At 56.5% G+C, this 23,581-nt stretch carries 21 protein-coding genes; 12 read left to right on the forward strand and 9 right to left on the reverse strand.

What is annotated here, in order from left to right; translation table 11 throughout:
* The 7 genes from Poly51_RS18405 (at position 1) to Poly51_RS18435 (ending at position 9,680) form a co-directional block, all read left to right on the forward strand.
* Positions 1–489, forward strand: a complete 489-nt coding sequence (locus Poly51_RS18405; RefSeq protein WP_146459270.1) for a Crp/Fnr family transcriptional regulator — start codon at positions 1–3, stop codon at positions 487–489.
* Complete coding sequence (locus tag Poly51_RS18410; protein WP_146459271.1) at positions 486–1,592, forward strand: 4Fe-4S dicluster domain-containing protein; 1,107 nt, start codon at positions 486–488, stop codon at positions 1,590–1,592. The genes Poly51_RS18405 and Poly51_RS18410 overlap by 4 nt, the downstream gene beginning before the upstream one ends.
* A complete protein-coding gene (locus tag Poly51_RS18415; RefSeq protein ID WP_146459272.1) occupies positions 1,589–4,315 on the forward strand; it encodes a cation-translocating P-type ATPase in 2,727 nt (908 codons plus the stop codon). The genes Poly51_RS18410 and Poly51_RS18415 overlap by 4 nt, the downstream gene beginning before the upstream one ends.
* A 124-nt stretch (positions 4,316–4,439) precedes the next feature.
* Complete coding sequence (locus Poly51_RS18420; RefSeq protein WP_146459273.1) at positions 4,440–5,492, forward strand: class I fructose-bisphosphate aldolase; 1,053 nt, start codon at positions 4,440–4,442, stop codon at positions 5,490–5,492.
* A 92-nt stretch (positions 5,493–5,584) separates the two neighbouring features.
* Positions 5,585–6,034: an endonuclease domain-containing protein gene (locus Poly51_RS18425; protein WP_146459274.1), complete on the forward strand. Its 450-nt coding sequence runs from the start codon at positions 5,585–5,587 to the stop codon at positions 6,032–6,034.
* Positions 6,024–8,102: a glycogen debranching protein gene (locus Poly51_RS18430; protein ID WP_186775652.1), complete on the forward strand. Its 2,079-nt coding sequence runs from the start codon at positions 6,024–6,026 to the stop codon at positions 8,100–8,102. Before Poly51_RS18425 ends, Poly51_RS18430 begins: the two co-directional genes overlap by 11 nt.
* A 180-nt stretch (positions 8,103–8,282) precedes the next feature.
* The gene (locus Poly51_RS18435) at positions 8,283–9,680 is read left to right on the forward strand and encodes an MBL fold metallo-hydrolase (RefSeq protein WP_146459276.1); all 1,398 of its coding nucleotides are present in this window, start codon (positions 8,283–8,285) and stop codon (positions 9,678–9,680) included.
* A gap of 118 nt (positions 9,681–9,798) precedes the next feature.
* Here the strand turns inward: Poly51_RS18435 and Poly51_RS18440 are convergent, their stop codons facing one another.
* From Poly51_RS18440 to Poly51_RS18460, 5 genes are all read right to left on the reverse strand, one after another.
* A complete protein-coding gene (locus Poly51_RS18440) occupies positions 9,799–10,848 on the reverse strand; it encodes a dihydroorotate dehydrogenase-like protein (RefSeq protein WP_146459277.1) in 1,050 nt (349 codons plus the stop codon).
* 34 nt (positions 10,849–10,882) lie between these two features.
* Positions 10,883–12,406, reverse strand: coding sequence for a bifunctional aminoglycoside phosphotransferase/ATP-binding protein (locus tag Poly51_RS18445; RefSeq protein ID WP_146459278.1), 1,524 nt, complete (start codon positions 12,404–12,406; stop codon positions 10,883–10,885).
* Positions 12,407–12,557: 151 nt separating this feature from the next.
* Positions 12,558–12,968, reverse strand: coding sequence for a hypothetical protein (locus tag Poly51_RS18450; protein ID WP_146459279.1), 411 nt, complete (start codon positions 12,966–12,968; stop codon positions 12,558–12,560).
* 3 nt (positions 12,969–12,971) lie between these two features.
* Positions 12,972–13,946, reverse strand: coding sequence for a universal stress protein (locus tag Poly51_RS18455; RefSeq protein ID WP_146459280.1), 975 nt, complete (start codon positions 13,944–13,946; stop codon positions 12,972–12,974).
* Positions 13,947–13,960: 14 nt separating this feature from the next.
* Positions 13,961–14,860: a universal stress protein gene (locus tag Poly51_RS18460; RefSeq protein ID WP_146459281.1), complete on the reverse strand. Its 900-nt coding sequence runs from the start codon at positions 14,858–14,860 to the stop codon at positions 13,961–13,963.
* A 241-nt stretch (positions 14,861–15,101) separates the two neighbouring features.
* Here Poly51_RS18460 and Poly51_RS18465 point away from each other — a divergent pair, with 241 nt between their 5' ends.
* Entirely contained in the window at positions 15,102–15,683 is a 582-nt protein-coding gene (locus Poly51_RS18465; protein ID WP_146459282.1) for a hypothetical protein, read from the forward strand.
* Between the two features lie 118 nt (positions 15,684–15,801).
* On the opposite strand, the gene Poly51_RS18470 is transcribed toward Poly51_RS18465, so the two are convergent.
* Together Poly51_RS18470 and Poly51_RS18475 are read right to left on the reverse strand one after the other, a co-directional pair.
* The gene (locus tag Poly51_RS18470) at positions 15,802–16,794 is read right to left on the reverse strand and encodes a helix-hairpin-helix domain-containing protein (protein ID WP_146459283.1); all 993 of its coding nucleotides are present in this window, start codon (positions 16,792–16,794) and stop codon (positions 15,802–15,804) included.
* 12 nt (positions 16,795–16,806) lie between these two features.
* Complete coding sequence (locus tag Poly51_RS18475) at positions 16,807–17,850, reverse strand: dihydroorotate dehydrogenase-like protein (RefSeq protein WP_146459284.1); 1,044 nt, start codon at positions 17,848–17,850, stop codon at positions 16,807–16,809.
* Between the two features lie 296 nt (positions 17,851–18,146).
* Here Poly51_RS18475 and Poly51_RS18480 point away from each other — a divergent pair, with 296 nt between their 5' ends.
* On the forward strand, positions 18,147–18,413 hold the full coding sequence (locus Poly51_RS18480; RefSeq protein ID WP_146459285.1) for a hypothetical protein: 267 nt from the start codon (positions 18,147–18,149) through the stop codon (positions 18,411–18,413).
* Between the two features lie 153 nt (positions 18,414–18,566).
* Entirely contained in the window at positions 18,567–18,947 is a 381-nt protein-coding gene (locus tag Poly51_RS18485; protein WP_146459286.1) for a GxxExxY protein, read from the forward strand.
* 93 nt (positions 18,948–19,040) lie between these two features.
* Here the strand turns inward: Poly51_RS18485 and Poly51_RS18490 are convergent, their stop codons facing one another.
* Together Poly51_RS18490 and Poly51_RS18495 are read right to left on the reverse strand one after the other, a co-directional pair.
* Positions 19,041–20,489 carry a sigma-54-dependent transcriptional regulator gene (locus Poly51_RS18490; protein ID WP_146459287.1) on the reverse strand — a complete coding sequence of 483 codons (1,449 nt, stop codon included), beginning with the start codon at positions 20,487–20,489 and terminating at the stop codon, positions 19,041–19,043.
* Between the two features lie 126 nt (positions 20,490–20,615).
* A complete protein-coding gene (locus Poly51_RS18495) occupies positions 20,616–21,104 on the reverse strand; it encodes a hemerythrin domain-containing protein (RefSeq protein WP_146459288.1) in 489 nt (162 codons plus the stop codon).
* A gap of 106 nt (positions 21,105–21,210) precedes the next feature.
* Here Poly51_RS18495 and Poly51_RS18500 point away from each other — a divergent pair, with 106 nt between their 5' ends.
* Together Poly51_RS18500 and Poly51_RS18505 are read left to right on the forward strand one after the other, a co-directional pair.
* The gene (locus tag Poly51_RS18500) at positions 21,211–22,080 is read left to right on the forward strand and encodes a class II glutamine amidotransferase (protein ID WP_186775653.1); all 870 of its coding nucleotides are present in this window, start codon (positions 21,211–21,213) and stop codon (positions 22,078–22,080) included.
* Entirely contained in the window at positions 22,077–23,579 is a 1,503-nt protein-coding gene (locus Poly51_RS18505) for a hypothetical protein (RefSeq protein WP_146459290.1), read from the forward strand. Before Poly51_RS18500 ends, Poly51_RS18505 begins: the two co-directional genes overlap by 4 nt.
* Positions 23,580–23,581 lie beyond the last annotated feature (2 nt).

The raw sequence follows: 23,581 nt of genomic DNA on the forward strand, positions 1-23,581 counted from the left end.
ATGAAACCAGATGACACAGACCCATTGAATTCGATTGGCATCGGTGACGGCCTTTGCGGAACCGATCGAACCAGGCTACGTCGTTTGGCGGTTACGGTGGATTGCGATGCCGCCGATACTATCTTTCGCGAAGGAGAACGGCATCCGTTTGTCTATTGGGTCGTCGAGGGTCAGGTTTCCCTCGAAATGGCTACCAGCGGAACGAACATGCAACCACTGATCACGCTCGCCACCGGTGATCTGCTGGCTTGGTCGGCGTTGCTGACGAACCGACGCATGAGCGCGACGGCCAACACGACCGAGCCGACGCGGTTGCTGCGTTTCCAAACCGATGAACTGCTGGCGTTGTGTTCCGTCAACCATGAGATCGGATACCACGTGATGCAGCACATCGCCGCTCAGTTGGCCCAGCGACTGTTGGCGACTCGATTGCAAATGCTGGATCTATTTCGGCATCCGACCACTACCAGTGCGGAGCCAATCCAGTGAACGTGTCCGCTGTCCGCTTTCTCGCTCGTGACGACTTGCAGTCGTTGATCGAATGCTTAGTCGACAGCGGGTACGACGTCATTGGCCCCACCATCGCTCAACAGGCCATCGTCTATCGCAGTGTTCGCAATGTCACCGAACTGCCGCTTGGCTGGACGGACCATCAAGAACCGGCGGTCTACCGGTTGAACGAAGACCCTTCCGAGCGAATGTTTCGATTCAATTCGAGCCCTGATTCATGGAAGCGATTTTTCTTTCCGGCATCATCGGAGATCGGCACCGCAACTTTAACCGATGACGGTTGGCAATTTGAAACCCCCACGGCATCAACGCCGCGATACGCATTGCTTGGCGTACGGGCTTGCGATCTGGCGGCGATCGCGGTGCAAGATCGCATTTTTCGTGACAATGACTATGTCGACACGGCCTACCGCCGACGGCAAGAAGCCGCCTTCATCGTTGCGGTCAATTGCGGAACGGCCGCAAGCACTTGTTTCTGCACTTCGATGGGCACCGGCCCGCAGTGCAATGCTGGATACGACCTTTTAATGACCGAGATCAACGACGGCTTTTCGATCGAATCGGGCTCTGATCGCGGGGCGGAAGTTCTTGAAGGGCTCAACACGATTGAATTGAAGACATCGCAAGCCGAAGAAGCCGCTGCTGAAATCCAGAACGCTCGCGACAGCATCACCAAACGATTCGATACCGAGGGCGTCCATGATTTGTTGCTCAACAATTTGGAACATGCGAACTGGGCGGCGGTGGCCGAGCGTTGTTTATCGTGTGCGAATTGCACGATGGTTTGTCCGACGTGTTTTTGTTCGACCGTGGATGAAGTCGCGAACCTTTCGAACACGGAAGTCACCCGCGTTCGGCAATGGGACAGTTGTTTCAACATCGACTTCAGCCGCACCGCGGGCGGCGTCGTTCGCGACGACACACGTAGTCGATATCGACAATGGCTGACGCACAAGCTGGCGACCTGGAAAGACCAATTTGACGTCTCCGGGTGCGTGGGCTGCGGTCGCTGCATCACTTGGTGCCCGGTCGGAATTGATCTGACCGCTGAAGTTGCGGCATTGCGGGAATCCAAATCATGAGTGCAATAACGGATGCCCTATCGAAACCGAAAGCGGATGATCCAGCGGCCGCGCACGCTCAAACCGTTTCGTCGACGCTTGCGAAGTGGGAGACCTCAGCCGAGACCGGTTTAAGTAGCAACGAGGTCACGCGACGCCGCGAAACGCATGGTGTTAACACGATTCAAACCAGTGAGACCGTGCGTTGGCATCAGGTGCTGATGAGGCAGTTCGCCGACGTCTTGATCATCATCTTGGTGGTCGCCGGGTTGGTTTCCGCAGCCGTGGGTGAGGCGACCGATGCGATCGCGATCTTTGCGATCGTGGTCTTGAACGGGCTGTTGGGGTTTGCCCAGGAATGGAAGGCCGAACGATCGCTCGCTGCTCTGCGCCAAATGCTTGCACCGCGATGTCGTGTGATTCGTGAGGGCGACGAACGCGAGATCGACGCTGCGGACTTAGTACCCGGTGACCTTGTTCAGATTGAAACCGGCGATCGAGTTCCGGCAGACTTGCGAATCACGCGTTGCATGAATTTGAAGATGGACGAGTCCGCGTTGACGGGCGAATCAGTCTCGGCGGAAAAATCGAACGAGCCGGTCGACGAAGCAACGGACCTCGCCGAGCGAACCTGCATGGCTTGGACGGGCACCGCCGCGACGGCTGGCCGCGGGATGGGCGTTGTTATTGCGACGGCATCGAATACGGAGTTCGGCCGCATCGCCAAGCTGACCGAAACGATTGACCGCGATACCACGCCGCTGCAACAAAAGCTGAGCGTTCTCGGCAAGCAACTTGGCACCGCCGCCGTGGTCATTTCGATTCTCGTCGCGTTGACCGGTTGGTGGATGGGCAAGCCGCTCATGGAAATGTTCTTCACGGCGGTCTCGTTGGCGGTTGCCGTGGTGCCCGAAGGCTTACCGGCCGTGGTCACCTTGACGCTGGCATTAGGCGTTCGGGAGATGGTGCGACGCAAAGCACTTCTGCGTCGATTGCGAGCGGCGGAAGGCTTGGGCTCAGCAACAGTCATCTGCACCGACAAAACCGGAACATTGACGCAGAACCAAATGACGGTCCAGCGAATCTGGTTGGTCGCCGGCGAAGTGACGGTCACGGGCGTGGGTTGCGATCCCGCAGGCCATTTTGAAGTCGCGGGCGAAAAGATTGACTACCGCAAGCGTGAAGACCTGCTGGCGTTGCTGCGTTCGGGTTTGCAGTGCAATCATGCGCGACTGAAGAAGGATGCCGATGGCTGGCAACCGATCGGCGAGCCGACCGAATCGGCGATCGTCGTCGCGGCTCACAAAGCATGGATTGATCCAAGCGAGCAACCCCAACCGGACCACGAATTTTCGTTCACGTCGAATCGAAAACGGATGACCGTGATCGCCGATCAAGATGGCGCTTCGATCGCGCATACGAAGGGTGCCCCCGAGGTTCTGCTGCTACTATGCAACGACATCTTCGATGGCGACGTGGTGCGTCCGCTGACATCCGAAGATCGACAAAACGTCGCCACGGCGATCGAAGACATGGCTGGTCGAGGATTGCGAACGCTGGCGATCGCGCGTCGTGAAGTGTGTGTCGGCGAGGCCTGTGATGAGCAAAGCGTCGAATCGAGTCTGACATTGCTGGGCATCATCGGCATGATGGACCCGCCTCGCGTCGAAGTTCCCGAAGCTATCGCGTTGGCCAAGGCGGCGGGCATTCGCGTCTTCATGATCACGGGTGATTCACCAGTGACGGCCACCGCGATCGCTCGGCAGATCGGGCTGAAGGTGGATCAAGCTATCGTTGGCGCTCAACTTGAAGCGATGGATGACAAGACGCTGGAAGACGCACTGGACGGCGATGTTGTTTTCGCACGCACGACGCCCGAGCACAAACTGAGGATTGTCAAACTACTACAGTCTCAAGGTCACATCGTTGGCATGACCGGCGACGGCGTGAACGATGCACCGGCACTGAAAAAAGCCGACATTGGCATTGCGATGGGCAAACGCGGAACCGATGTCGCCAAAGGTGCCGCCGACATTGTGCTGACGGATGATAATTTCAGCTCGATCATTGGTGCGGTCGAAGAGGGTCGCCGGCAATACGACAACATTCAAAAATTCGTTCGCTATCTTTTGTCGTCCAACACCGGCGAAGTGGTGGCGATCTTCCTGAACATTTTGATGGGCGGACCGCTGCTGTTTTTGCCGGTGCAGATCCTGTGGATGAACTTGGTCACCGACGGATTGACCGCCGTCGCCCTCGGACTAGAACCTGCTGAAAAGAACACGATGCACCGACCACCTCGACGTCCCGACGAACCGGTGTTGACCAAGTCGGGCATGGCGGTGATTGCGGCACTGGGAACTTACGTGGGACTGGCCTCGTTGTGGTTGTTTCACCACTACCTTGACGACGCTGACCCTGGATCCATCGCGATCGCTCAAACGGTGGCGTTCACGGGAATCATTGTGGTCGAAAAGATCAATGTGTTGAACTTTCGTTCGCTCGCCGCACCCATTTGGACGATCGGATTTTGGTCCAATCCGTGGGTATTGTTGGCGATCGCTTCGACAATTTCATTGCAAGTCGCCGCTGTCTATGTGCCCGCGCTGCAGTCTGTCCTGCACACCGTTCCGCTATCGCTGACAGACTGGATGTTGATCGTCGCAGTCGCGCTTCCGGTCTTTGTTTTGGTGGAGATCATCAAGGCGATCGCGTGGATTCGACCGCGTCGTGAGACAGCCTGAACCATCCAATGGATTCGATCGTGCACCGGTGCACGGTGATGTCAGCATTTTGTTGCCTTGCAGAAGTGGATCGCAAGTTGCATGGAATGCTTGCTGACAACTATCGCCACCCAGGAATACCAGTATGTCTGCCTCCATCACAGAACTGCTCGGCAATGACGCCGACTATCTACTCAATCACCAAAGTCAAACCATCCCTCAAGATCGGCTGCACGTTCCCGGTGCAAATTACTTGGAACGTGTTGTCTGTGGAAGCGACCGCAATCAACGCGTCATCAACAGCCTGTCGAGAATCTTTGGCCATGGGCGATTAGCTGGCACCGGCTATGTTTCCATCCTGCCGGTTGACCAAGGCATCGAACACTCCGCGGGTGCATCGTTCGCTCCCAACCCCGACTACTTCGATCCAGAAGGCATTGTTCGGTTGGCTATCGAAGGCGGTTGCAACGCGGTTGCATCAACGATCGGAGTGCTGGGGGCGGTCTCACGGAAGTTCGCTCATCGAATCCCGTTCTTGGTAAAGATCAATCACAACGAACTGCTTAGCTATCCCAATTCGTACGACCAAGTGATGTTCACCAGCGTCGATCGGGCGTACGACCTGGGTGCCGTTGCGATTGGAGCGACCATCTACTTCGGATCCGAGGAATCACGGCGACAGATCGTCGAAGTTGCTGCGGCGTTTGAGCGTGCTCACGAGTTGGGCATGGCGACGGTGCTGTGGTGCTACCTTCGCAATCCCGCTTTCAAAAAAGATCAAGACTATCATACGTCCGCCGACTTGACCGGCCAAGCGAATCACCTGGGCGTCACGCTGCAAGCCGACATCATCAAGCAGAAACTGCCGACGAACAACGGCGGCTACAACGCGGTCCAGTTCGGCAAGACATCAACATTGGTTTACGACAGACTCACGACGGATCATCCGATCGACCTGTGTCGCTACCAAGTGGCGAACTGCTACATGGGTCGCGCGGGACTGATCAATTCCGGCGGCGCGTCGTCAGGTGCGTCGGATCTGGCCGAGGCCGTCAAGACAGCGGTCATCAACAAACGCGCCGGCGGCACCGGCTTGATCTCCGGTCGCAAGGCATTCCAACGTCCGGTGGCCGAGGGCATCGAACTGCTCAATCGAATCCAGGATGTTTATCTGGATGAGACGATCACGGTGGCCTAGCATCTGTGATCGAAATCCATGCTCGTCCTGGCTCCCCTCTCCCCTCTCCCCGCTTCGGGGAGAGGGGTGAGGGGCCGTCCTACGGAGACATCATGACAAACGAACACCCCCGGTCGAAACGCAATCCCGAACGCACGAAGTTCGCACGCGATCAGCGACAACAAGCGAATGAGTTTGCTCGAGACGTTTGGGAACTTGTCCGAGGTCGTCGTATCCAGAACGCCAAGTTCCGTCGGGAGCATCCGGTTGGTCCGTATACGCTCGACTTTGTCTGCTTGGAGTTGAAATTGAACCTGGAGATTGACGGCAAGGATCACTTTACCGAAGAGGGGCGCTCACGTGATGCGAAACGCGATGCGTACTTGAAGCGACTCGGGTTCGAGGTGCTACGGATTAACGGGTATCGCGTCACTCAGGATCGCGGTGCGGTGAGGAACGAGATCGAACAAGTAGTGCTGAGGTTGCGCTCGAGTGCCCCTCACCCCCAGCCCCTCTCCCCGAAACGGGGAGAGGGGAGCCAGGATGCTGAAAATGACCGCTGACTCGCCATCTTGGGCCTCCAAGGAAGGTTCGCCGTTCCCGCTGGGCGTATCGTTTGTCGAGTCGCAAGGGGCATTGAACTTTGCGATCTATTCCAAACATGCACACCGGGTCACGTTGCTGCTGTTTCGCGAGTCAAACCAGGACGAACCGTCGCTGTGTGTTGAACTCGACTACCTGACCAACAAATCGGGTGCAATTTGGCATTGCCGGGTGGAGGCGGATCGTCTCGCAGACGCTTGCTACTACGGCTATCAGATCGACGGGCCTCCGCCGGGGGCGGCGTTTGCATTTCACTGCTTTGATCATGAGAAGTTGCTTCTCGATCCTTACGCCCATTCAGTGCACTTTCCCGATCGCTTCACCCGTGACGCAGCGCGGCAACCGGGATCCAACATTGGCCGTGCCCCCGTCGGTGTGCTACCACGTACTGAGTGTCAATTCGATTGGGGAGAAGATGTTCGGCCGCGTTATGATTCGGATCTGGTGATCTATGAATTGCATGTCCGTGGATTCACCCGGCACGAAAGTTCGGCAGTCGGTCCCATGCGTCGGGGAACGTTCTTGGGGGTTTGCGACAAGATCCCGTACCTGCAACGCCTGGGCGTGACGGCGGTCGAGCTAATGCCGGTCTTTCAGTTTGATCCGGACGACGGCAACTACTGGGGATACATGCCGCTTGCTTTATTCGCACCGCATCATGACTACGCCAGCGACAAGCATGGCTGCAAGCAGCGTGACGAATTTCGTACGATGGTCCGGCAACTGCACGCCGCTGGCATCGAAGTGTTGTTGGATGTGGTTTACAACCATACGTGCGAAGGAGACCACGCCGGCCCGGTCTACAGCTTCAAAGGCATTGACAACAGCACGTACTATGTCGCGTCACAAGATTCGCAACGGCCGTATGCCAACTTCAGCGGCACCGGCAACACGTTGCACACTGCCAACCGATCCGTCCGGCGATTGATCGTCGACAGCATGCGGTACTGGGTGCAAGAGATGCACGTCGACGGATTTCGATTTGACCTCGCCTCGATCTTCACGCGTGGATCCGATGGTGCGATCAACACAGACGATCCTCCAATCGTCGGGCAAATCGGGGCTGAAGACGATCTGGCGGACATCCGCCTGATTGCCGAACCATGGGACGCGTCGGGAGCGTTCCAACTCGGGCGAGGTTTTCCTGGCATGAGGTGGATGCAGTGGAACGCAAGTTTTCGTGATTGCGTTCAGTGTTTCGTGCGTGGCGACGCCGGCATGATTGGCGAGCTGATGACGCGACTGTATGGCAGCTGTGATCTGTTTCCCGACGAGAGGTTCTACGCCTATCGGCCGTTTCAAAGCGTCAACTACGTCTCGTCGCACGATGGGCTGACGATGGCGGATCTGATGTCGTTTACCGGCAAGAATAACTGGGCCAACGGGCACGACAACACCGACGGTCCTTCGGATGCGAGTTGCAACTGCGGATGGGAAGGCATCGAAGAGGTGCCGGCCGAGGTAATTCAGCGGCGTAAGCAACGTGTGAAAAACTTCTTCGCGCTGCTGATGCTCGCGGCGGGGACGCCGATGTTTCGGATGGGCGACGAATTCATGAACACCCAATCCGGCAACAGCAATCCGTACAACCAAGACAACGAAACCAGTTGGCTGGATTGGTCCCAGGCGAAAACGAACGCCGATGTGTTGCGGTTTGTGAGGATGATGATCGCGTTTCGCCAGCAGCATCCTTCGATCGGTCGCTCGCGTTTCTGGCGAGACGACGTTGTTTGGTATGGCACCGACCATTTGGTGGATCTGTCGCCCACTTCGACACGTTTGGCCTATTGCCTGCACGGCGTATCGCAGGGAGACCAAGACCTCTACGTGATGATCAACAACGCAAATGCGCCGGCAAGGTTTGGAATTCAAGAGGGCACGATCGGCGACTGGACACGCATCGTCGATACGTCGCAGCAGAGTCCAAATGACATTCTCGATGAATCGTCGGGTCACTTGGTTCCCGATGTGTTTTACGAAGTCGCCGCGTCCAGTATTGTCGTCCTGATTCGCAATTTAAAGTCATAAATGGCATCCGATGTGCATGTAATTCAATGGTGAGAAAACGTGACGCAGAGGCGGGGAGACGCAGGGCCGCAGAGAAGACAACGACGACGAAAATAAACACACGCACATCCTCTCTGCGGCCCCGCGTCTCCCGCGACTCTGCGTCAAATTCCCTCGCTCCCAACTCAAAGGAACTCGCCCATGTTTATCCAACGTTACTACCTCGAATGTCTTTCGCATGCGTCCTATATGGTCGCCGACGAAACTACTCAGCAAGCGGTGATCATCGACCCGCAACGAGACATTGATCACTACGTCCAAGATGCTCAGGATAAAGGCTACACCATCAAGTACGTCATCTTGACTCATTTTCACGCCGACTTCGTTGCCGGCCACATCGAACTGCGAGATCGCGTTGGTGCCGAGATTGTGATGGGGCGACGTGCCGAAGCCGAGTTTGCTCACAAGGCGATGCGTGATGGTGATGCCATCGAACTAGGACGCGTGCGTTTGCAAGCGATGGAGACACCAGGACACACACCAGAAGGGATCACCATCCTCGCGTTCGATCTTGACGAAAGCGATTGCGAACCCAAGGCGGCATTCACCGGCGACACGTTGTTCATCGGCGATGTCGGGCGGCCTGACCTGCTGGCGTCTATTGGCGTGACGGCGGATGAACTTGCGGTGATGCTCTATGACTCAACGCATCACAAACTGATGAACTTGCCCGACGAAACGCTGGTCTATCCCGCTCATGGTGCGGGCAGCATGTGCGGAAAAGCACTCAGCGACGAAGCCGTTTCGACGATCGGGGAACAGAAAAAATACAACTACGCCCTGCAGCCGATGTCGCAGTCGGAGTTCGTCAAGCTGGTGGAAGTGGATCAACCCGAAGCCCCCGGCTACTTCGTTCATGACGCGGTTTTGAACCGCAAGGAACGGGAGAGTCTGGACCAAACGATGGCGGGGAACTTGACGGCACTGCCGCTGGCGAAGGTATTGGAGATGCAGTCCAGCGGTGCCCAGGTTGTCGACACCCGCGACTCGATCGACTTTGCCGGTGCCCACTTGAGCGGCGCGATCAACGTTGGCATCGACGGCAAGTACGCGACTTGGGCCGGCACCGTGCTGAAACAGGATTCGCCAATCATTGTCATCGCCAAAGATGATCGTTTGGCAGAGTCCGTCATGCGTCTCGGCCGGATCGGATTCGATCATGTCGCCGGATATCTCGATGGGGGAATGACATCGCTCGCCGAGTACCCCGAACATCTCGCTACCGTTCATCGGATCACCGCCCCGGCCGTTTATGCACTCTACGCTTCACCCACGGTGTTAGATGTTCGCAGTGAAAAGGAATTCGCAACTGGTCACATCCCCCGCAGCGTCAACATTCCGCTGAATCAACTGCAAGATCGAATTGACGAGGTGCCTACTCAAGGCCCTTTGGTCGTTCATTGCCAGGGCGGATACCGATCGTCGATCGCGTGCAGTTTATTGCTACGTCATGGTGCGGAAGACGTCCGAGATTTGGTCGGCGGCTACAAGGCGTGGGTGCAATCCAAGTTGCCGGTTGTTGAGCCAGCTCAGATTTAAAAAGAAGTTGACGCAGAGGCGTAGAGACGCAGGGTCGCAGAGACTCGCGATTTATCTGAATCTCTACTCTGCGTCTCCCCGTCTCCCGCGACTCTGTGTCACCTTCTTCTTGCATCGTTCAATCCACCGGATGGCCCCAGCGGTCGGCGTGGAGGGTGGGGGTAGTGACTCGGGTTTCGGTGGCGTCCAGATGAGCGGTGAGGGCCGTGATGTAGGCGGCTCGTTCTTCATCACTGTTGAACTGTAGCGGCCGGCGAGTTTGCAAGTCGGCGATGGATTGCATGTGATGCGACTCCATGAATCGGGTCAGCCCGTCCAGCAAGTTACGAATCACGTCCGGGCCTTCGCGGTAGATCGCCGAGGTGACCATCGCGACGTCCGCGCCCACCATCAGGGCTTTGATCAAGTGGTCAGCATGGCCGATTCCGCCACTGGCCGCCAACGGCATCGCGGGACAGTAGCCGTGAACCTGCATCAGCATGTCCAACGAATCAGGCTCTTCATCGGCTCGCGTCAATCGCCAACGACTGGCCAGCTTCAATGTGTCCAAGCAAAGGTCAACGCTGGGGGCGCGGCTGTGCAGCACCATGCCCGACGCACCGGACAATAACTGCCGGGCGACGTGAGGGATGCTTGTGAAGTTGCGTCCGAGTTTAACGAACAATGGGATCTGGATCGCCGCGTTGATGTCGCGTACCGCATCCAAGATCGTGGTTTCGATCTCGGCGGAGCTTTCGAAATCGGTTGCTCTGCCTTGATGAGCGTTCAATTCGATCGCCGCCGCACCAGCCTCTTGCAATTCACCGGCGAAATCCATCCAGCCTCCGGCGGTAAACCCGTTCAGGCTGGCGATGATCGGAATGCCCTGCAACGTGCTCGACCGATTGACCAGTGCAAGATACGACTCGGCGGTTGGGCACGCCCAGTTGTGTTTGGTTCGTTGCGACTGAGCCAGGATAGATCGTTCACGGCCAGTGATCGGCCTGCCAGTCTTCAGGCTCCGCTCGATCACTTGTTCTTCAAACAACGATGGCAGCACAATTGCTCCGGCGCCCGCATTTTGCATCGCCGATCGCGTGTGCTCGTTCATTGACATCGGGCACGCGCCCACGATGACGGGCGAGGCCAGACGAAGGCCTCCGAAATTCGTGACCAATTGAAAAGACATGACCAGGTTCCTCGATCGTATAGAGAAGGGGTGACTAGAGGTGCTCGGCGATTTGAACCGTGTCGGGAACGTCAACGACGTGCTCGCGTTCGGCATCCGACAACGGGTCTTGGTGTGCGAGTTGGTGTTGCAGCACCGCCAGGTCCGCGTCCGATGCGTCGTCGCCATGGGCATCCCGATCGGCAACGCGTTGACGCAGCGTTTGTGGGTCGCTGTGGCAATCCAGGATCGCAAACGAAACGCCGTGGTCCTTAGCGAGTTCATGAAATTGCTGCCGATCGGATCGTTTCAGAAACGTCGCGTCGATGATCACGCTGTAACCGGCTCGCAGAATACCGGCCGCCAGATCACTCAATCTCCGGTATGTCTTTTCATTGGCATCGTCGCAGTACATCGACGCCACCAGGTCCGCATCCGGCCGGTCGGTGGGCGACAAACCGAACAGACGCTTGCGTTCGACGTCGCTGCGAAGTCGGATCGCTTCGTGCCGCTGAACAACGGCTTCGCTGAGCGTGGTCTTGCCGCTGCCACTGACACCATGGGTGATCCAAAGCTGCGGTGTTTCTCGCAGCGTGAACCGATAGGCCAAATCAACGTGCGCACGCACGTCGTTCTCGTCCGATCGCATCGACGCCGTCAGTGCCCGCACCAACGCCCGATAGAACAAAAACAACCGCAGCAAATCCATCGAATCATAATCGCCGGTGTGTTGCAAATATAGGTTCATGAACGAACGAGACAAATCGAGATGCCCGCGTGCGGCCAGATCCATTGCCAAGAACGCGGCGTCGCTGAGCACGTCGATCCAACGCAAATGATCGTTGAACTCGATGCCATCGAACGGCACCAGCTTGTCGCCCCAATGCACAACATTCGCCAGATGCAGGTCACCATGACATTCCCGCACATAGCCCGCGTCGATTCGGCGGGTGAGTGTATCTAGATGCTGACCAAAGAAGTCGCTCGACCAGACGCGCAGGACTTTCAACGTCACCGCCACGTTCGGCGATGTCGATTGCTGCAGCGTTTCGATGATCTGATGAACGTTGCTGACCAAAAAACCGGGCCACTGGCGGGCAATCTCATCGTTACCCCTCGTGGCCGATTGATGAAACATCGCGACCGTTTTAGCCAGCAAGAACACTTCGTCGGACGTCAACTTTCCTGCGTCGACACGTTCGCTTAAAAGCGTTCCGGCTGGAAACCGCCGCATCTTGACGGCGTACTCAATCGGTTCGCCGTCGCCTTGAATTGCGACGTTTGCACCCGAAAGCGTGACCGGTACGACGTCGAGATAGAGATCGTCCGCGTATCGACGATCCAGACGCAGTTCTTCGTGGCAGCAATACTCGCGAAGTCCAAGCGTGCTGTAGTCGAGGAAATCAGTTTTGATCGGCTTCTTGACTTTGTAGGCATACTCACCGGCCAGGAAAACCAGCGAGATATGCGTTTGGTGAACGACCACGGGTTTGTTGACAGGGTGCGGGTAAGCATCGCGACGTTGAAGACCGGCAATCAGTGTTTCGGTGCAGACGCTTTCGTCGGTGGGTGTGGCCATCGTTCATTCAACGCAAAGAGAAAATGACGCCAGCGGACACGATCGAAATCAAAGGGGCACTTAGATTTCATCGACCGGCCCGCTGGCGTCGGGGCACGGGTTCCGCAAACCGCTACTCGGCCTGCGATTTCATTAACGCGTTCCGGCGCTTTCACATGTACGAATGGCATTCCACGCATCGAACCGTCAACGCCACGTAGCCCATCGTGGCTCGATGAATGTCTTTCGCCTCGGCGGCTTCGGCGATCAGGTCGGCTGCACGCTGAAAGTCACGACTCTGCGATGCATATTCCGCCGTCTGGATTGCGTTCCATCCCGACTCGGTGCTCAACAACCGCAACGACCGAGCGTCTGCGGCGATCTTGCCAAACTCCTCCAGCGTCAAGCCCTCCAAGATCGCTCTCGACTTGTCCAATTTCATCCGCATAAGCGGGGTCAATTTGGTGGGCGGGTTTTCGACGATCGGCTGTGCGGGAGTCTGGGCAAACGCAGTAAACGAGACGGCTGCAATGCCGATCGCGGCGAGTAAGATCACGGCGGCAAGGAATTTTTTCCATGGCATTCATCAAATCAAGGGAAGCGGCTGGTCGTCTTCGATCAAAACCGTGCGTGACATCTCGACGGGCGAAACGAAGCCGTCTGGCTTCAACGCTAACAGCGAACACGTCACGTCGGGGATCACCGTTTCGGCTGTGTTGCCGATCAAGAAACCCGCGACGCCGGTGCGGCACACGGTTCCCATCACCATCAAGTCGGCTTCGACTTCATCGGCGACGCTGCGAATGACCGCGGCGGGTGAACCCTGACGCAGATGCAAGTGAACGTCCGTCGCATCGGCGTAAGGTGCTTGCAACAGCTCGTCGAGAGTCCTGTGGACCTTGGCGTGATGATCTTGCCGGATCGAATCCACCGCATCATCACCGGCGTGGCGTCGCATCGAATCTTCCATCCACACTTGCCATGCGGCGACGACATGAAGTTGAGCCTTGTCGCGTTGGGCGATCGAATAGGCCAGTTCAAGAATCTTTCGGTTTAAATCAGCGTGCTTTTTGTCGTCCGACTCGACATCAATCGCGGCGACGACTTGATCGAATTTGCCGTGGATCTCCGGTTTGAGCAACCACACCGGGCATGGGCAAAGACGCAGCAACGACTTCGCGACGCTGCCAAACAATCGTCCGGCGGCAGAGAAACCGTCGGCCGTCTTGACGACCAAATCATGCTGATCGTTGACCACTTGCCGCGTGATCTCGGTCGCCGGATCACCGATCGCGACCACCACATCCAGCGGCACGCCGGTGTCGGACAAGTCGCCGGCGATGTCCAGCAATCGACGCCGGCGATCAGCGGCCACAAGCCGTTCGAGTTCCTCGGGTTTGGCCACATCAGTCATCATACCCAAGGCTTTCGGGATGGGCTTAACGACATCCATCAGTGTCAATTGAGCATGGTTTTCCATCGCCAATTCAGTCGCCCGAGCCACCGCGAATTCGGGATGCTGCGTTCCCGCGTAAACGAGAATGTGTTTGAACTTTTTCATAATGTTTTCTTTCGCTAAGAAGTGGCCGTTTGAGTTTGCGAGACGCTCTTATCGACACCGTGAATCATTCGATTGCGAGTGATCCAAACGCTGCAACGAGCGTGACGCAAGACAAATCGCGTCATGCTGCCCATCAAGACACGGCCCAGTCGGGTGCGAGGTGTTTCGCCGACGACAATCAGGTCGATGTCATTGGACTTGATGTAGCGAATCAGCCCCTCGCCGATGTGATCGCTGTGAATCAGTTCGCCGGTCGCACGTGGAGCCGACGATTGCAATTGCTCGACGGCCGTTTCAATGAACTCCGATGACGGTCCTTCGTAGGGCAAGTCACAGAAATCGGGTTGGCACGTCACCGAGACGACTCGCACGTCGGTTTGCCCCGCCCAACCGAACTCGGCAAACTCTTCCAATGCGGCTTGGGCTGGACCGCTTTCTTCGTATCCGATCGCCACTCGCAACGAGTGCGATTGTTGCAAAGCCTCGGTGGGACGAACGACCAGGACACTGCAAGGTGCGTGCGTGGCAACGTAGTCGCTGGTGCTGCCCAGTAGGACTCGAGCGACAGCTGAATGCCCCGTGGCCCCGACGACCAGCAGTTCGGGTTGCAATTCGCGAGCGATCGCGACGATTGTTTCACTGGGATGGCCTTCGCGAATGACATGCTTCAGCGAAACGTTGGCCCCCTCAAACAGCCTTTGAATGTTGGCGAAGGATTTGTCGGCGGCCTTTCGTTCCTGAGCCATGCAGGTCTCGATCCAGTCGCCGGCGAGGTACGTCTGATCAGTCCCGGGAACGTACAATACCGAAACGATGGTCAGTTCAATGATTTCGTCATGAGGCAGATGAGCGAGAAAGCGAGCGGCGTCTTCGGCCACGGTCGAACCGTCGGTGGCGAGTAGAATCTTTTTCATGTTTGGTCTCCCGGGTTGGTCTCCTTGCGTGGACCAACAACCAACGCAGCTACGATGCCAAGACGAAAACACCATCAAATCGTCTGACACGTCGCCAACAACCGTGCTTCCATGCACAGGTGCGCGATCAGGATCGCTTTGGATGGTTGTCGGCGATCACGGTGTCGCGAAATGTCAGCCGGTACATCCTTTGCGAAACTCGGTGGCAAACATCCGCACCCGTTCTTGAAGACCCACCGCGATGAACACTACGAAAAAAGGATCCCCATTGGATCGTAAAGCTCAAACCGACAAATTCTTCCAAGACTTGGAAGAACAGATCCTGCAACGATTGCGAAGCGAAGCCAGCAGCCCGACCGGACGCGAAGAGCTGTTACGTGAGACAGGCATCCGCGATGCACATTTGCTTGACGAACTGGGCAAGCTAGGCATCACCGCCGATGGCTTGATGGCACTGCGGTTGTTCCCGCTGGTGTTGGTCGCTTGGGCGGAAGAGAACGCCGACGCCCGCGAACGAGATGCGGTCATGACGCAGGCGGTGCGATTGGCGATTCGCGAGGACACGACCGCGTGGGTGTTGTTGGATCAATGGCTGACTCGGCGGCCGCCGGGATTGGGCGTCGATGCGTGGAAACGATACATCCATGAATTGTTTTCGAAGACGTCCGACGTCGCTCAAAAGCGATTGATTGAGTTGACGGAAAAACAGATGACCGAAGTCGCGAAGGCGTCAGGGGGTCATTTGGGTTTCGGCAAGGTCTCCAAAAAAGAACAAGCGATGATCCATCAAGTGGTCACGTCAATGCGGAATCAGGCCGAATGAATTTGACACAGAGGCGGGGAGCCGCAGTGACGCAGAGAAGTCAGTCTGTACAAGAAAAAGCAACGATTTCTTTCCTCTGCGGCTCCCCGCCTCTCGCGGCTCTGCGTGACTTCAATTCTCACCCATGCACGCCACGTCGTCCTTCATCCTCATCCCACGAGGATGGAAGTTCCGGATGCGGTGCGTGTCCGGCTTCGCGAACACGCACCGCATTGTGTTGTCGATAATAGCTCTGGCATTCGTCTTCCCGACTGCGGACGATGCGGAGTCCTTTGAGTTTGCCGAACTGTGAGGTGATGATCGTCCAACGTCCGTGCGCATTGGCATCATCGCGGAAAACGATCACCCAATCATGCGTCGCGTGTTGCTCTTGAGCGTGGACGGTCGTTGAAAACATCGCCGTATAATGACGTCCCTGACGATCGGTGTGCATGACGGGCAGCCAATCCGTTTGGCTGGCACTGCCTTGCGATGGCTTGATCTTTTCCAGGTCACCTGCCTCCGCACGTCGTCGATACTCACGGTCGATGTCCAATAATTCGTCGACGGAGATCGCTTCCGTCGTCACGCGATTTTGGCTGTCATCGTGCGGCGAGACACCGTGTCGTTCCAAACAGCCTTGAATGGCTTCGATTCGCCGGCGTCCCAGGCCCGGAACTTGTAACAACCGACCGTCGCTGGCGGCCTGCTTCAATTCCGCCATCGTTTCGATGTGAAGCTGTTCGTAGATCCGATGCGATAATTGCGGCCCGATGCCCGGCAAGGTGGCAAAGTAATGCTCGGCGTTGGATTGGCCACGCAAGCGATCCAACAACGGTATCCGCCCAACACGAATGGCCGATTCCAACAAACTTGCGATCGAATGTCCGATCTTCGGGAGTCGGATCAAACCATCCGCTCCCTCGCGATCGAAGACGTCGCGGACGGGCACCGATAGATGGTCCAGCGTCTCGGCCGCCGAACGATAAGCACGAACGCGAAATTCATTCGCTTTCTGTTCTTCGAGCAGGTCAGCGATCGCACGCAATTGCATTGCAAAGGCTTTGTTTTCATGCACCCCTTCGATCTGCTCGCTGGCATGAATCGGATCGGATGATTGGATGACTACCATGCTCGTCTCCTGTTAGTTGCGGTGCCCGAAGGCATCACCGGTTTGTGGACTGACTGTCGGCGTCGGGTCAAAGTACGTGTCGCCGCGAGTCAGCGGATCGACGTGTTCCAGACGCAGCAAGCGTTCTTCATCAAAATGCTCCTTCGGGCACGCCGCTCGGAACTGTTTCAACGTGGGATAGTGCGTCCGTCCCAGATGCCGCTCGATGCCGTCGACTATGTTGCGAATGGCGTCGGGGCCTTCGCGGTACACCGCCGACGTGACCATGACCACATCCGCCCCGGCGATCATCGCTTTGATCGCATCTTCCGCGGTGGATACGCCGCCGCTGGCCGCGATGGACAATCCTTGATCGGCGGACGATGCACGGACAACGCCTTCCAAAATGCCACCGAGTGATCCAACCGGTGACAGTTCCCAATGAATCATCCAGTGCATCCGGTCGGTGCTGACGTCCCAGGCCGGCACATGCGTGAACACTACCAAGCCAGCGGCACCGGCCTCGTGAAGCTGCCGAGCCATTGACGACACATTGGTGTAACGCTGGCTGATTTTGGCCGCGACGGGAATGCTTAGTCTCGCTTGGACGTCATGAACTAATTGGCAAAGCCTCGCCTCGACATCATTGGAGGTTTCCCGGGTATCGAAGATGGCTTGCTGCAAGTTGATTTCCAGGGCGTCCGCGCCGGCCGATTCAATCTCCATCGCATAGGCCAGCCATGGCCCCGTCGATGAACCACTCAGCGACGCGATGACGGGCACCGGACAGGTTTTCTTCAGCGTCGCGATCGTTTTCAAATACGCTTCCGTGCCTCCGTTGTACTTGTCTTGCTGAGGTTGGTAGCCACTCTTTTCGATCGCCCCGAGTGGATCATGGGGTTTCATCAATCGATGAACGATCTGTTCTTGCATCATGGACGGCAACACCACCGCCCCGACGCCCGCACCCACGAACTGTCGCACGGTTTCCGGTTCCAAGGTCAGCGGACACGCACCCACAATGACGGGCGATACCAACTCGATCCCTAGATATTTCGTGGCAAGTTCACCGGACATGGTGTGGATCCAAAAAGAGAAGACAAGAAACGTTCCACATGACCAACATGGCAAACGCTGTTCCCCAATGATTTGTCGAGCGAAATGGCCCTGATCGCGCGCCGGTGTGACAATCAGGACCAACCGGGTGCGCCAATGGTGATGCGTCCAACCCAAGTTCGCGGCAAACGGTCACCGGTACGCGGCTTGCCATGTTGCTTTGCGGTGCGACGAGAAAAAACGTTTCACGGTATGACCACAGCGTCTCGCCATCACCTTGCTGTTCGTCTCAAAGTTTTTGTTCAAGGAACCCCACCATGCCTGCTTCCGCAAGTCGACTGATCTCCAACTTGATCGACGATCTCAAAGAGGAACGTGACGAACTGACGCTGCAAATGCATCTCGGAAAGCAGGAAGCCAAGAGCGAACTAAAGCGACTTGGGAAGAAACTCGACGAACTGAATACACGCTATAAACCGCTGAAACACGCGATGGAAGAAACCGGCGAAGACGTTTGGGATGCGTTGCAACTTGTCGGTGACGAGATCAAAGACGGATTCCATCGGATTCGGAAATCGCTGTGAAGATTGGAAAGTGGTTGAGCGTGGATAATCGACTCGCCATGAATTGAAGTTGACGCAGAGGCGGGGAGACGCAGGGACGCAGAGTTGTGGGTTAGGCTTGGGCCCGTTGTTTTGGCCCTAGAGTCCGCAAACGTGTTAAAGTGAGGATCTCCCATGCATGAGAACGATGTCAGTAAAGTTGTCTTGAACGCTTCGATTGAAGTGCATCGAACATTGGGTGGTCCGGGACTACTTGAGAGCGTCTATGAAGAGGCACTCGCTTGGGAACTGAAAGAAGCGGGCTTGAACGTCCAGCGGCAGAAAATTGTTCCGATACGATACAAAAACATCGAGCTATCGAGTCCGTTGAAGTTGGACCAACTTGTTGCCGATTTGGTGATCGTCGAATGCAAAGCAACATCGAAGTACAACGACATCTTTGCCGCACAGGTGCTGACCTATTTACGGTTGATGAATCTCAAATTGGGTCTGGTCATCAATTTCGGTGAACGGATGGTCAAGGACGGTTTTCATCGCGTCGTCAATGGCTTGTGAAAATTTGGACGCAGAGGTGGGGAGACGGAGAGTCGCAGAGATTTCGCCTCTTCAACTCTGCGTCCCCGCGTCTCCCCGACTCTGCGTCACCTTTCAAAGCACCGATTCGCAGGCCGATTCGTCGTCGCTGGATTCCGTGTCGGCCTTTCCGTTGAAACGATCGAGCAACCGGTACAGTTTGCGACGATGGATTCCCAGCTTGCGAGCCGCACCGGCTTTGTTGCCTTTTTCTTTTTCGAGCACTTCCAAAACATGAACGCGGGCGATGTCGTCTAGCTTGTACTGAGTATCCCCAAGCATGTCTCGCGGATGCGATGGCTCAGGAACCACAACGGGCGTACCAACCGGGAGGGCCTCACTTGTCGTCTTGGACGGCACCTGTCCGTAGTCCACGATCTCGGCCGGTAAATCGTCCGGCGTGATGTCGAACTCATCCGCCAAGATCGTGGCCCGCTCAATCACGTTGATCAGTTGACGAATGTTGCCCGGCCACGGGTACGCGTTCAACGCTTCTCGAGCGGCATCGTCGATGTGATAAGACCGGGGCAGGAAGTGATCAATCAACCGGTCAATGTCGCCTTCTCGTTCGCGAAGCGGTGGCAGGGTAATCGACAGGACGTTGATCCGATAAAATAAATCCTCGCGGAAGTTGCCGTTGTCGACTTCGGTTTGCAGGTCACGATTGGTCGCCGCAATGATTCGGACTTTGACCTTCCGTTGCCGGTGACAACCGACGCGGCGAAGCGAGCCGTCTTCTAAAACACGCAACAACTTCGGCTGCAGGGAAGGCGGCAGCTCGCCGATTTCATCAATGAACAGGGTTCCGCCGTCGGCGATCTCGAATAGTCCTGGCTTTTCCGCCGTTGCCCCCGTGAAGGATCCTTTCTGGTGCCCGAACAATTCGCTTTCGACAAGGTTCTCGGGCAGTGCGGCGCAGTTGACCGTCACAAACGGTTTGTCGGCGACCCGACTGGCTTGTTGGATCGCTTGAGCGACGACCTCTTTGCCGGTACCGCTCTCGCCCTGAATCAGAACGGGTTTCGTCGTCGGCGCGACCTTGCGAATCAGGTTGGAAACATCAAGAAGCGATTGCGATTCACCGATCAATTTCGCGGCCGGTCGCACGCGGGAGATAACCGCTTTGAGTTGTTTGTTTTCTTTCTTCAGCTCGTGTCGTTCGCGAGCACGAAAGCAATGATGCTCCAAATCGCCGAGCGCACACGGCTTGCTCAGGAAATCGCACGCCCCCATCTTCATTGCCGAGACGGCCGTTTCGACGGTGCCCTGTCCGGTCAGCATGATGACTTCGATGTCGATCTTGTCTTGATGAATGCGTTGCAGCAGTTCCAGACCCGACATGCCTGGCATGTTCATGTCAAAAATACCGACATCGAACGATTCACGCTCCAGCAAACTCAACGCGTCGGCGGCATTGGAAACGTCGGTCACGTCATGTCCCTTGCGAGTCATCCATTTGGCTGACGATCGCCGGGAATCCTCTTCGTCGTCAACGAGCAGAAGTTTGATGGGCGTTTCCGTCATGGTGAGTTCTCAGATACTATAAATGTTTTGAGGTTTCCATCACACAACCGATGCGAATGACATACCCCGCCGAACCGATGCGATTGCGTGTGCACATCCGCCCACACGTGCGATAATTCACTCATTTTAGTGCATTTTGTACCCGTCCAATTGTGACCAGGCGGTGCCGCGCATGCGAAAATCTAAAAGTTGATGCAAAGCCTGATCCTGCTGATCCGGCGGCAAGGCTTTCAAATGGCTCAACAGCGTACCGCACGTGGCGGCGTGATCCAGGCCGTGTTGCAAGCGTTGCTTCAGGCTCTGCGCCGCCTCGTTACTCAAGTCCGAATCGGCGTCGAGCCCTCGTAACTCAATCAGGGCATCAAGGATTTGGGCGTGCTCGGCGTAGAGTTTTCCCGTGTAGTCTTCGCCCCGTGACTCGCCGACCTTGGGGTACAAGAACGCTTCTTCAAACGCGATGTGCGGGCCAGCCAATTCATCGAGCCGTCGAGCTTCTACGGCCGCCTTGGCAAATTCACCCTCGTCGAGCAAACGGAGCAAACGCAGGTAGCCCTGCGTGAGTGTGCGATGATCTTCAACGAAAGCTCGCTGCAGTTGTTTCCAAGCATGGGTCATGGAATGTCTCCTGAGTTCAATCCGATTGTTGCAAAGATTGTTCCCCTTTCATTTCGACAAGAGGTTTTCATGTTATTGGAACATGACGTGCATTCTCGCCTCTATCATGTGCCGACTATATGGATTTCGATCGAACGAAGCGACCAAGGTGGAATGCACTCTCGTCCACGCTCAGAATGCGTTGCTGATCCAAAGCCAGTCGGACGAAATCGGCCGATCGCATTCCGACGGTTGGGGAATTGGATACTACGAAGGGCAAAAGCCACATGTGGAACGCAGCGCCGCGGCAGCCCATCACGGTTTGCACTTCAGCAACACGGCCGAACGCGTCTATTCGCAAACCGTCATCTCGCATGTTCGGTTAGCGACGGTCGGGACTCCGGCAATCGAAAACTGCCATCCGTTTCACTGGGGAGGCTGGGTGTTCGCACACAACGGGACCGTTCAGGGCATCGACACGCTGCGACCGGAAATGACGAATGAATTATCCGTCACTCATCAAAAGTCCATCGCCGGCAGCACCGACAGTGAACTGCTGTTTCATTGGTTGATGCAACGTTTAGCGAATGAACAAGTCGTCAGCGAATCGCATTGCAACTCGCTGTCCGATGCAATCGCCGTGGTCGGAAACAGTCTTGCAGAGCTCGACTCCAGGTGTCGCCGAGCAATGCCTGAAAAACTCGCCAAGCTGAACATCGTTCTGACCGACGGTCGCATGATGATCGCGACACGCTTGCGAAATTCGCTTCATTGGACGCACCGCGACGGCATCCGAGATTGCGAAATTTGTGGCATCCCCCACGTCGAACATCAGCCCGGATTTCAATACCGGGCGGTTGTGATCGCCTCGGAACCGGTGTCGCATGAGACCTGGGATGCGATCCCCGACGCAACGGTCATTGCGATCGACGAAAACATCCAGACACGGTCGACTCCCATCCCCGGCATCGAACCAGCGAGCTTGGAGCTGACATGAACGACTGGTTCCCGATTGTCGATCACGCTTGTTGTCACCTGACTAAGGATCAAATCGACTTCGCCGACCGGGTCGCGTCGGAGTTGCTCGCCCGTCACCCGGAGCTATTTCTAAGTTCACTGTTGTCGCCGTTCAAAGCAACTGAACTGGCTTCCTCTCCGTCGTTGCACTTGGACGATCTCAGCCAGATTCGACGAATCAACGATGCCGATCAATCGTTCTTTCAAGAACGTGCCCGCGTCCGTGCGGTCGACGGTGATTTCCTGGCCACGTCGTGGTACGCCGATGAAGCCTACGAAAAATACTGTCGCGACCGATTGGGGCTTGGCGACGTGCATCGGATCGCCCCGCGACCCAACGAGGAATTGAAACACAGTAACGGCGTTCATCTTGCCGAAGCATTGTGGAAAGACCGCCAAACGAGGCGTGAATTGGTGCAAGCGATCAGGCAAAACGACTTACGATACTTGCACCCACACATGGGTTCGCACTCGGTGTGGCATTTGGCATTGTTGCTACATCAAACCAGCCATCGTCCGCTGCAAGTGATCGGTGCCCCGCCGGAAGTCACCCACTTTGCCAATGACAAGGGCGAATTCATGCGTTTGGTGCAACGCATGTTTGGCCCATTGGCTACGCCGCCCGGTCATGTCGTGTGGAACACCGCGAATGCGGCGCGTCGGCTTCAAGAACTTAAGGGTGTGGCTTGTTGCGTGGCGGTGAAACTGCCCAACGCGGCCGGCGGCGAAGGCAACTTGGTGTTTGCGATGCAGCAGATTCGCGACCAATCGTTGACGGAAGTCGATCGGATGTTGCGACAACAACTACCACAATTGCGATACGAGGATGGCGATGAATTGCTGGTCACGACGTGGCAGACCGACGTTATCGCTGCTCCGTCGGCGCAGCTTTGGTTGCCACCTGGTTCCGACCAATTGCCGATTTTGGAAGGCATCTTTGTGCAACGGATGGAAGGCGACCAAGGACGGTTCGCCGGGTTCGGTGCCGCCGATCTTCCTCACGACCTGCGTGCTCGAATCACTCGACAATGCCTGCAACTGGCTCGCGTCTATCAACGTCTCGGTTATGTCGGGCGTTGCTCGTTCGACATGGTCCTGATCGGCGACGATTTCGATTCAGCACAGATGCAGTTCATCGAATGCAACGGTCGTTGGGGTGGCACGTCGCTGCCAATGACATTGATGAACCGCATCTTTGGCGATTGGAAGACGCAACCCTTCGCGACTCGGATGCTGAACGTCCCCGGATCCAATCGACTGTCGTTTCAAGAGGTCTTAGGCGTGATCGGTGACGACGCATACGACCACCGCCGCAAGACGGGTGATGTGATTTTGATGAATCCTCGCCGCATGACGCTTCGTGATGAAGTCTCCATCGTCGTGTTGAAATCCAATTGGGCTGACTGCACCGACGGACGATTCACCGAGCTCACCGATCGCATTGCGAACCTCGCGGTAAAAGATTGTCGCAGCGAATGATG

The sequence above is a fragment of the Rubripirellula tenax genome (genome assembly GCF_007860125.1).
Classification (GTDB): Bacteria; Planctomycetota; Planctomycetia; order Pirellulales; family Pirellulaceae; genus Rubripirellula; species Rubripirellula tenax.

What these genes read in the sequence shown, in the direction of transcription:
- Poly51_RS18405 (WP_146459270.1), top strand. Translation starts at nt 1, where the DNA reads ATGAAACCAGATGACACAGACCCATTGAATTCGATTGGCATCGGTGAC.
- Poly51_RS18415 (WP_146459272.1), top strand. Translation starts at nt 1,589, where the DNA reads ATGAGTGCAATAACGGATGCCCTATCGAAACCGAAAGCGGATGATCCA.
- Poly51_RS18420 (WP_146459273.1), top strand. Translation starts at nt 4,440, where the DNA reads ATGTCTGCCTCCATCACAGAACTGCTCGGCAATGACGCCGACTATCTA.
- Poly51_RS18425 (WP_146459274.1), top strand. Translation starts at nt 5,585, where the DNA reads ATGACAAACGAACACCCCCGGTCGAAACGCAATCCCGAACGCACGAAG.
- Poly51_RS18430 (WP_186775652.1), top strand. Translation starts at nt 6,024, where the DNA reads ATGACCGCTGACTCGCCATCTTGGGCCTCCAAGGAAGGTTCGCCGTTC.
- Poly51_RS18435 (WP_146459276.1), top strand. Translation starts at nt 8,283, where the DNA reads ATGTTTATCCAACGTTACTACCTCGAATGTCTTTCGCATGCGTCCTAT.
- Poly51_RS18440 (WP_146459277.1), bottom strand. Translation starts at nt 10,848, where the DNA reads ATGTCTTTTCAATTGGTCACGAATTTCGGAGGCCTTCGTCTGGCCTCG.
- Poly51_RS18445 (WP_146459278.1), bottom strand. Translation starts at nt 12,406, where the DNA reads ATGGCCACACCCACCGACGAAAGCGTCTGCACCGAAACACTGATTGCC.
- Poly51_RS18450 (WP_146459279.1), bottom strand. Translation starts at nt 12,968, where the DNA reads ATGCCATGGAAAAAATTCCTTGCCGCCGTGATCTTACTCGCCGCGATC.
- Poly51_RS18455 (WP_146459280.1), bottom strand. Translation starts at nt 13,946, where the DNA reads ATGAAAAAGTTCAAACACATTCTCGTTTACGCGGGAACGCAGCATCCC.
- Poly51_RS18460 (WP_146459281.1), bottom strand. Translation starts at nt 14,860, where the DNA reads ATGAAAAAGATTCTACTCGCCACCGACGGTTCGACCGTGGCCGAAGAC.
- Poly51_RS18465 (WP_146459282.1), top strand. Translation starts at nt 15,102, where the DNA reads ATGAACACTACGAAAAAAGGATCCCCATTGGATCGTAAAGCTCAAACC.
- Poly51_RS18470 (WP_146459283.1), bottom strand. Translation starts at nt 16,794, where the DNA reads ATGGTAGTCATCCAATCATCCGATCCGATTCATGCCAGCGAGCAGATC.
- Poly51_RS18475 (WP_146459284.1), bottom strand. Translation starts at nt 17,850, where the DNA reads ATGTCCGGTGAACTTGCCACGAAATATCTAGGGATCGAGTTGGTATCG.
- Poly51_RS18480 (WP_146459285.1), top strand. Translation starts at nt 18,147, where the DNA reads ATGCCTGCTTCCGCAAGTCGACTGATCTCCAACTTGATCGACGATCTC.
- Poly51_RS18485 (WP_146459286.1), top strand. Translation starts at nt 18,567, where the DNA reads ATGCATGAGAACGATGTCAGTAAAGTTGTCTTGAACGCTTCGATTGAA.
- Poly51_RS18490 (WP_146459287.1), bottom strand. Translation starts at nt 20,489, where the DNA reads ATGACGGAAACGCCCATCAAACTTCTGCTCGTTGACGACGAAGAGGAT.
- Poly51_RS18495 (WP_146459288.1), bottom strand. Translation starts at nt 21,104, where the DNA reads ATGACCCATGCTTGGAAACAACTGCAGCGAGCTTTCGTTGAAGATCAT.
- Poly51_RS18500 (WP_186775653.1), top strand. Translation starts at nt 21,211, where the DNA reads ATGTGCCGACTATATGGATTTCGATCGAACGAAGCGACCAAGGTGGAA.
- Poly51_RS18505 (WP_146459290.1), top strand. Translation starts at nt 22,077, where the DNA reads ATGAACGACTGGTTCCCGATTGTCGATCACGCTTGTTGTCACCTGACT.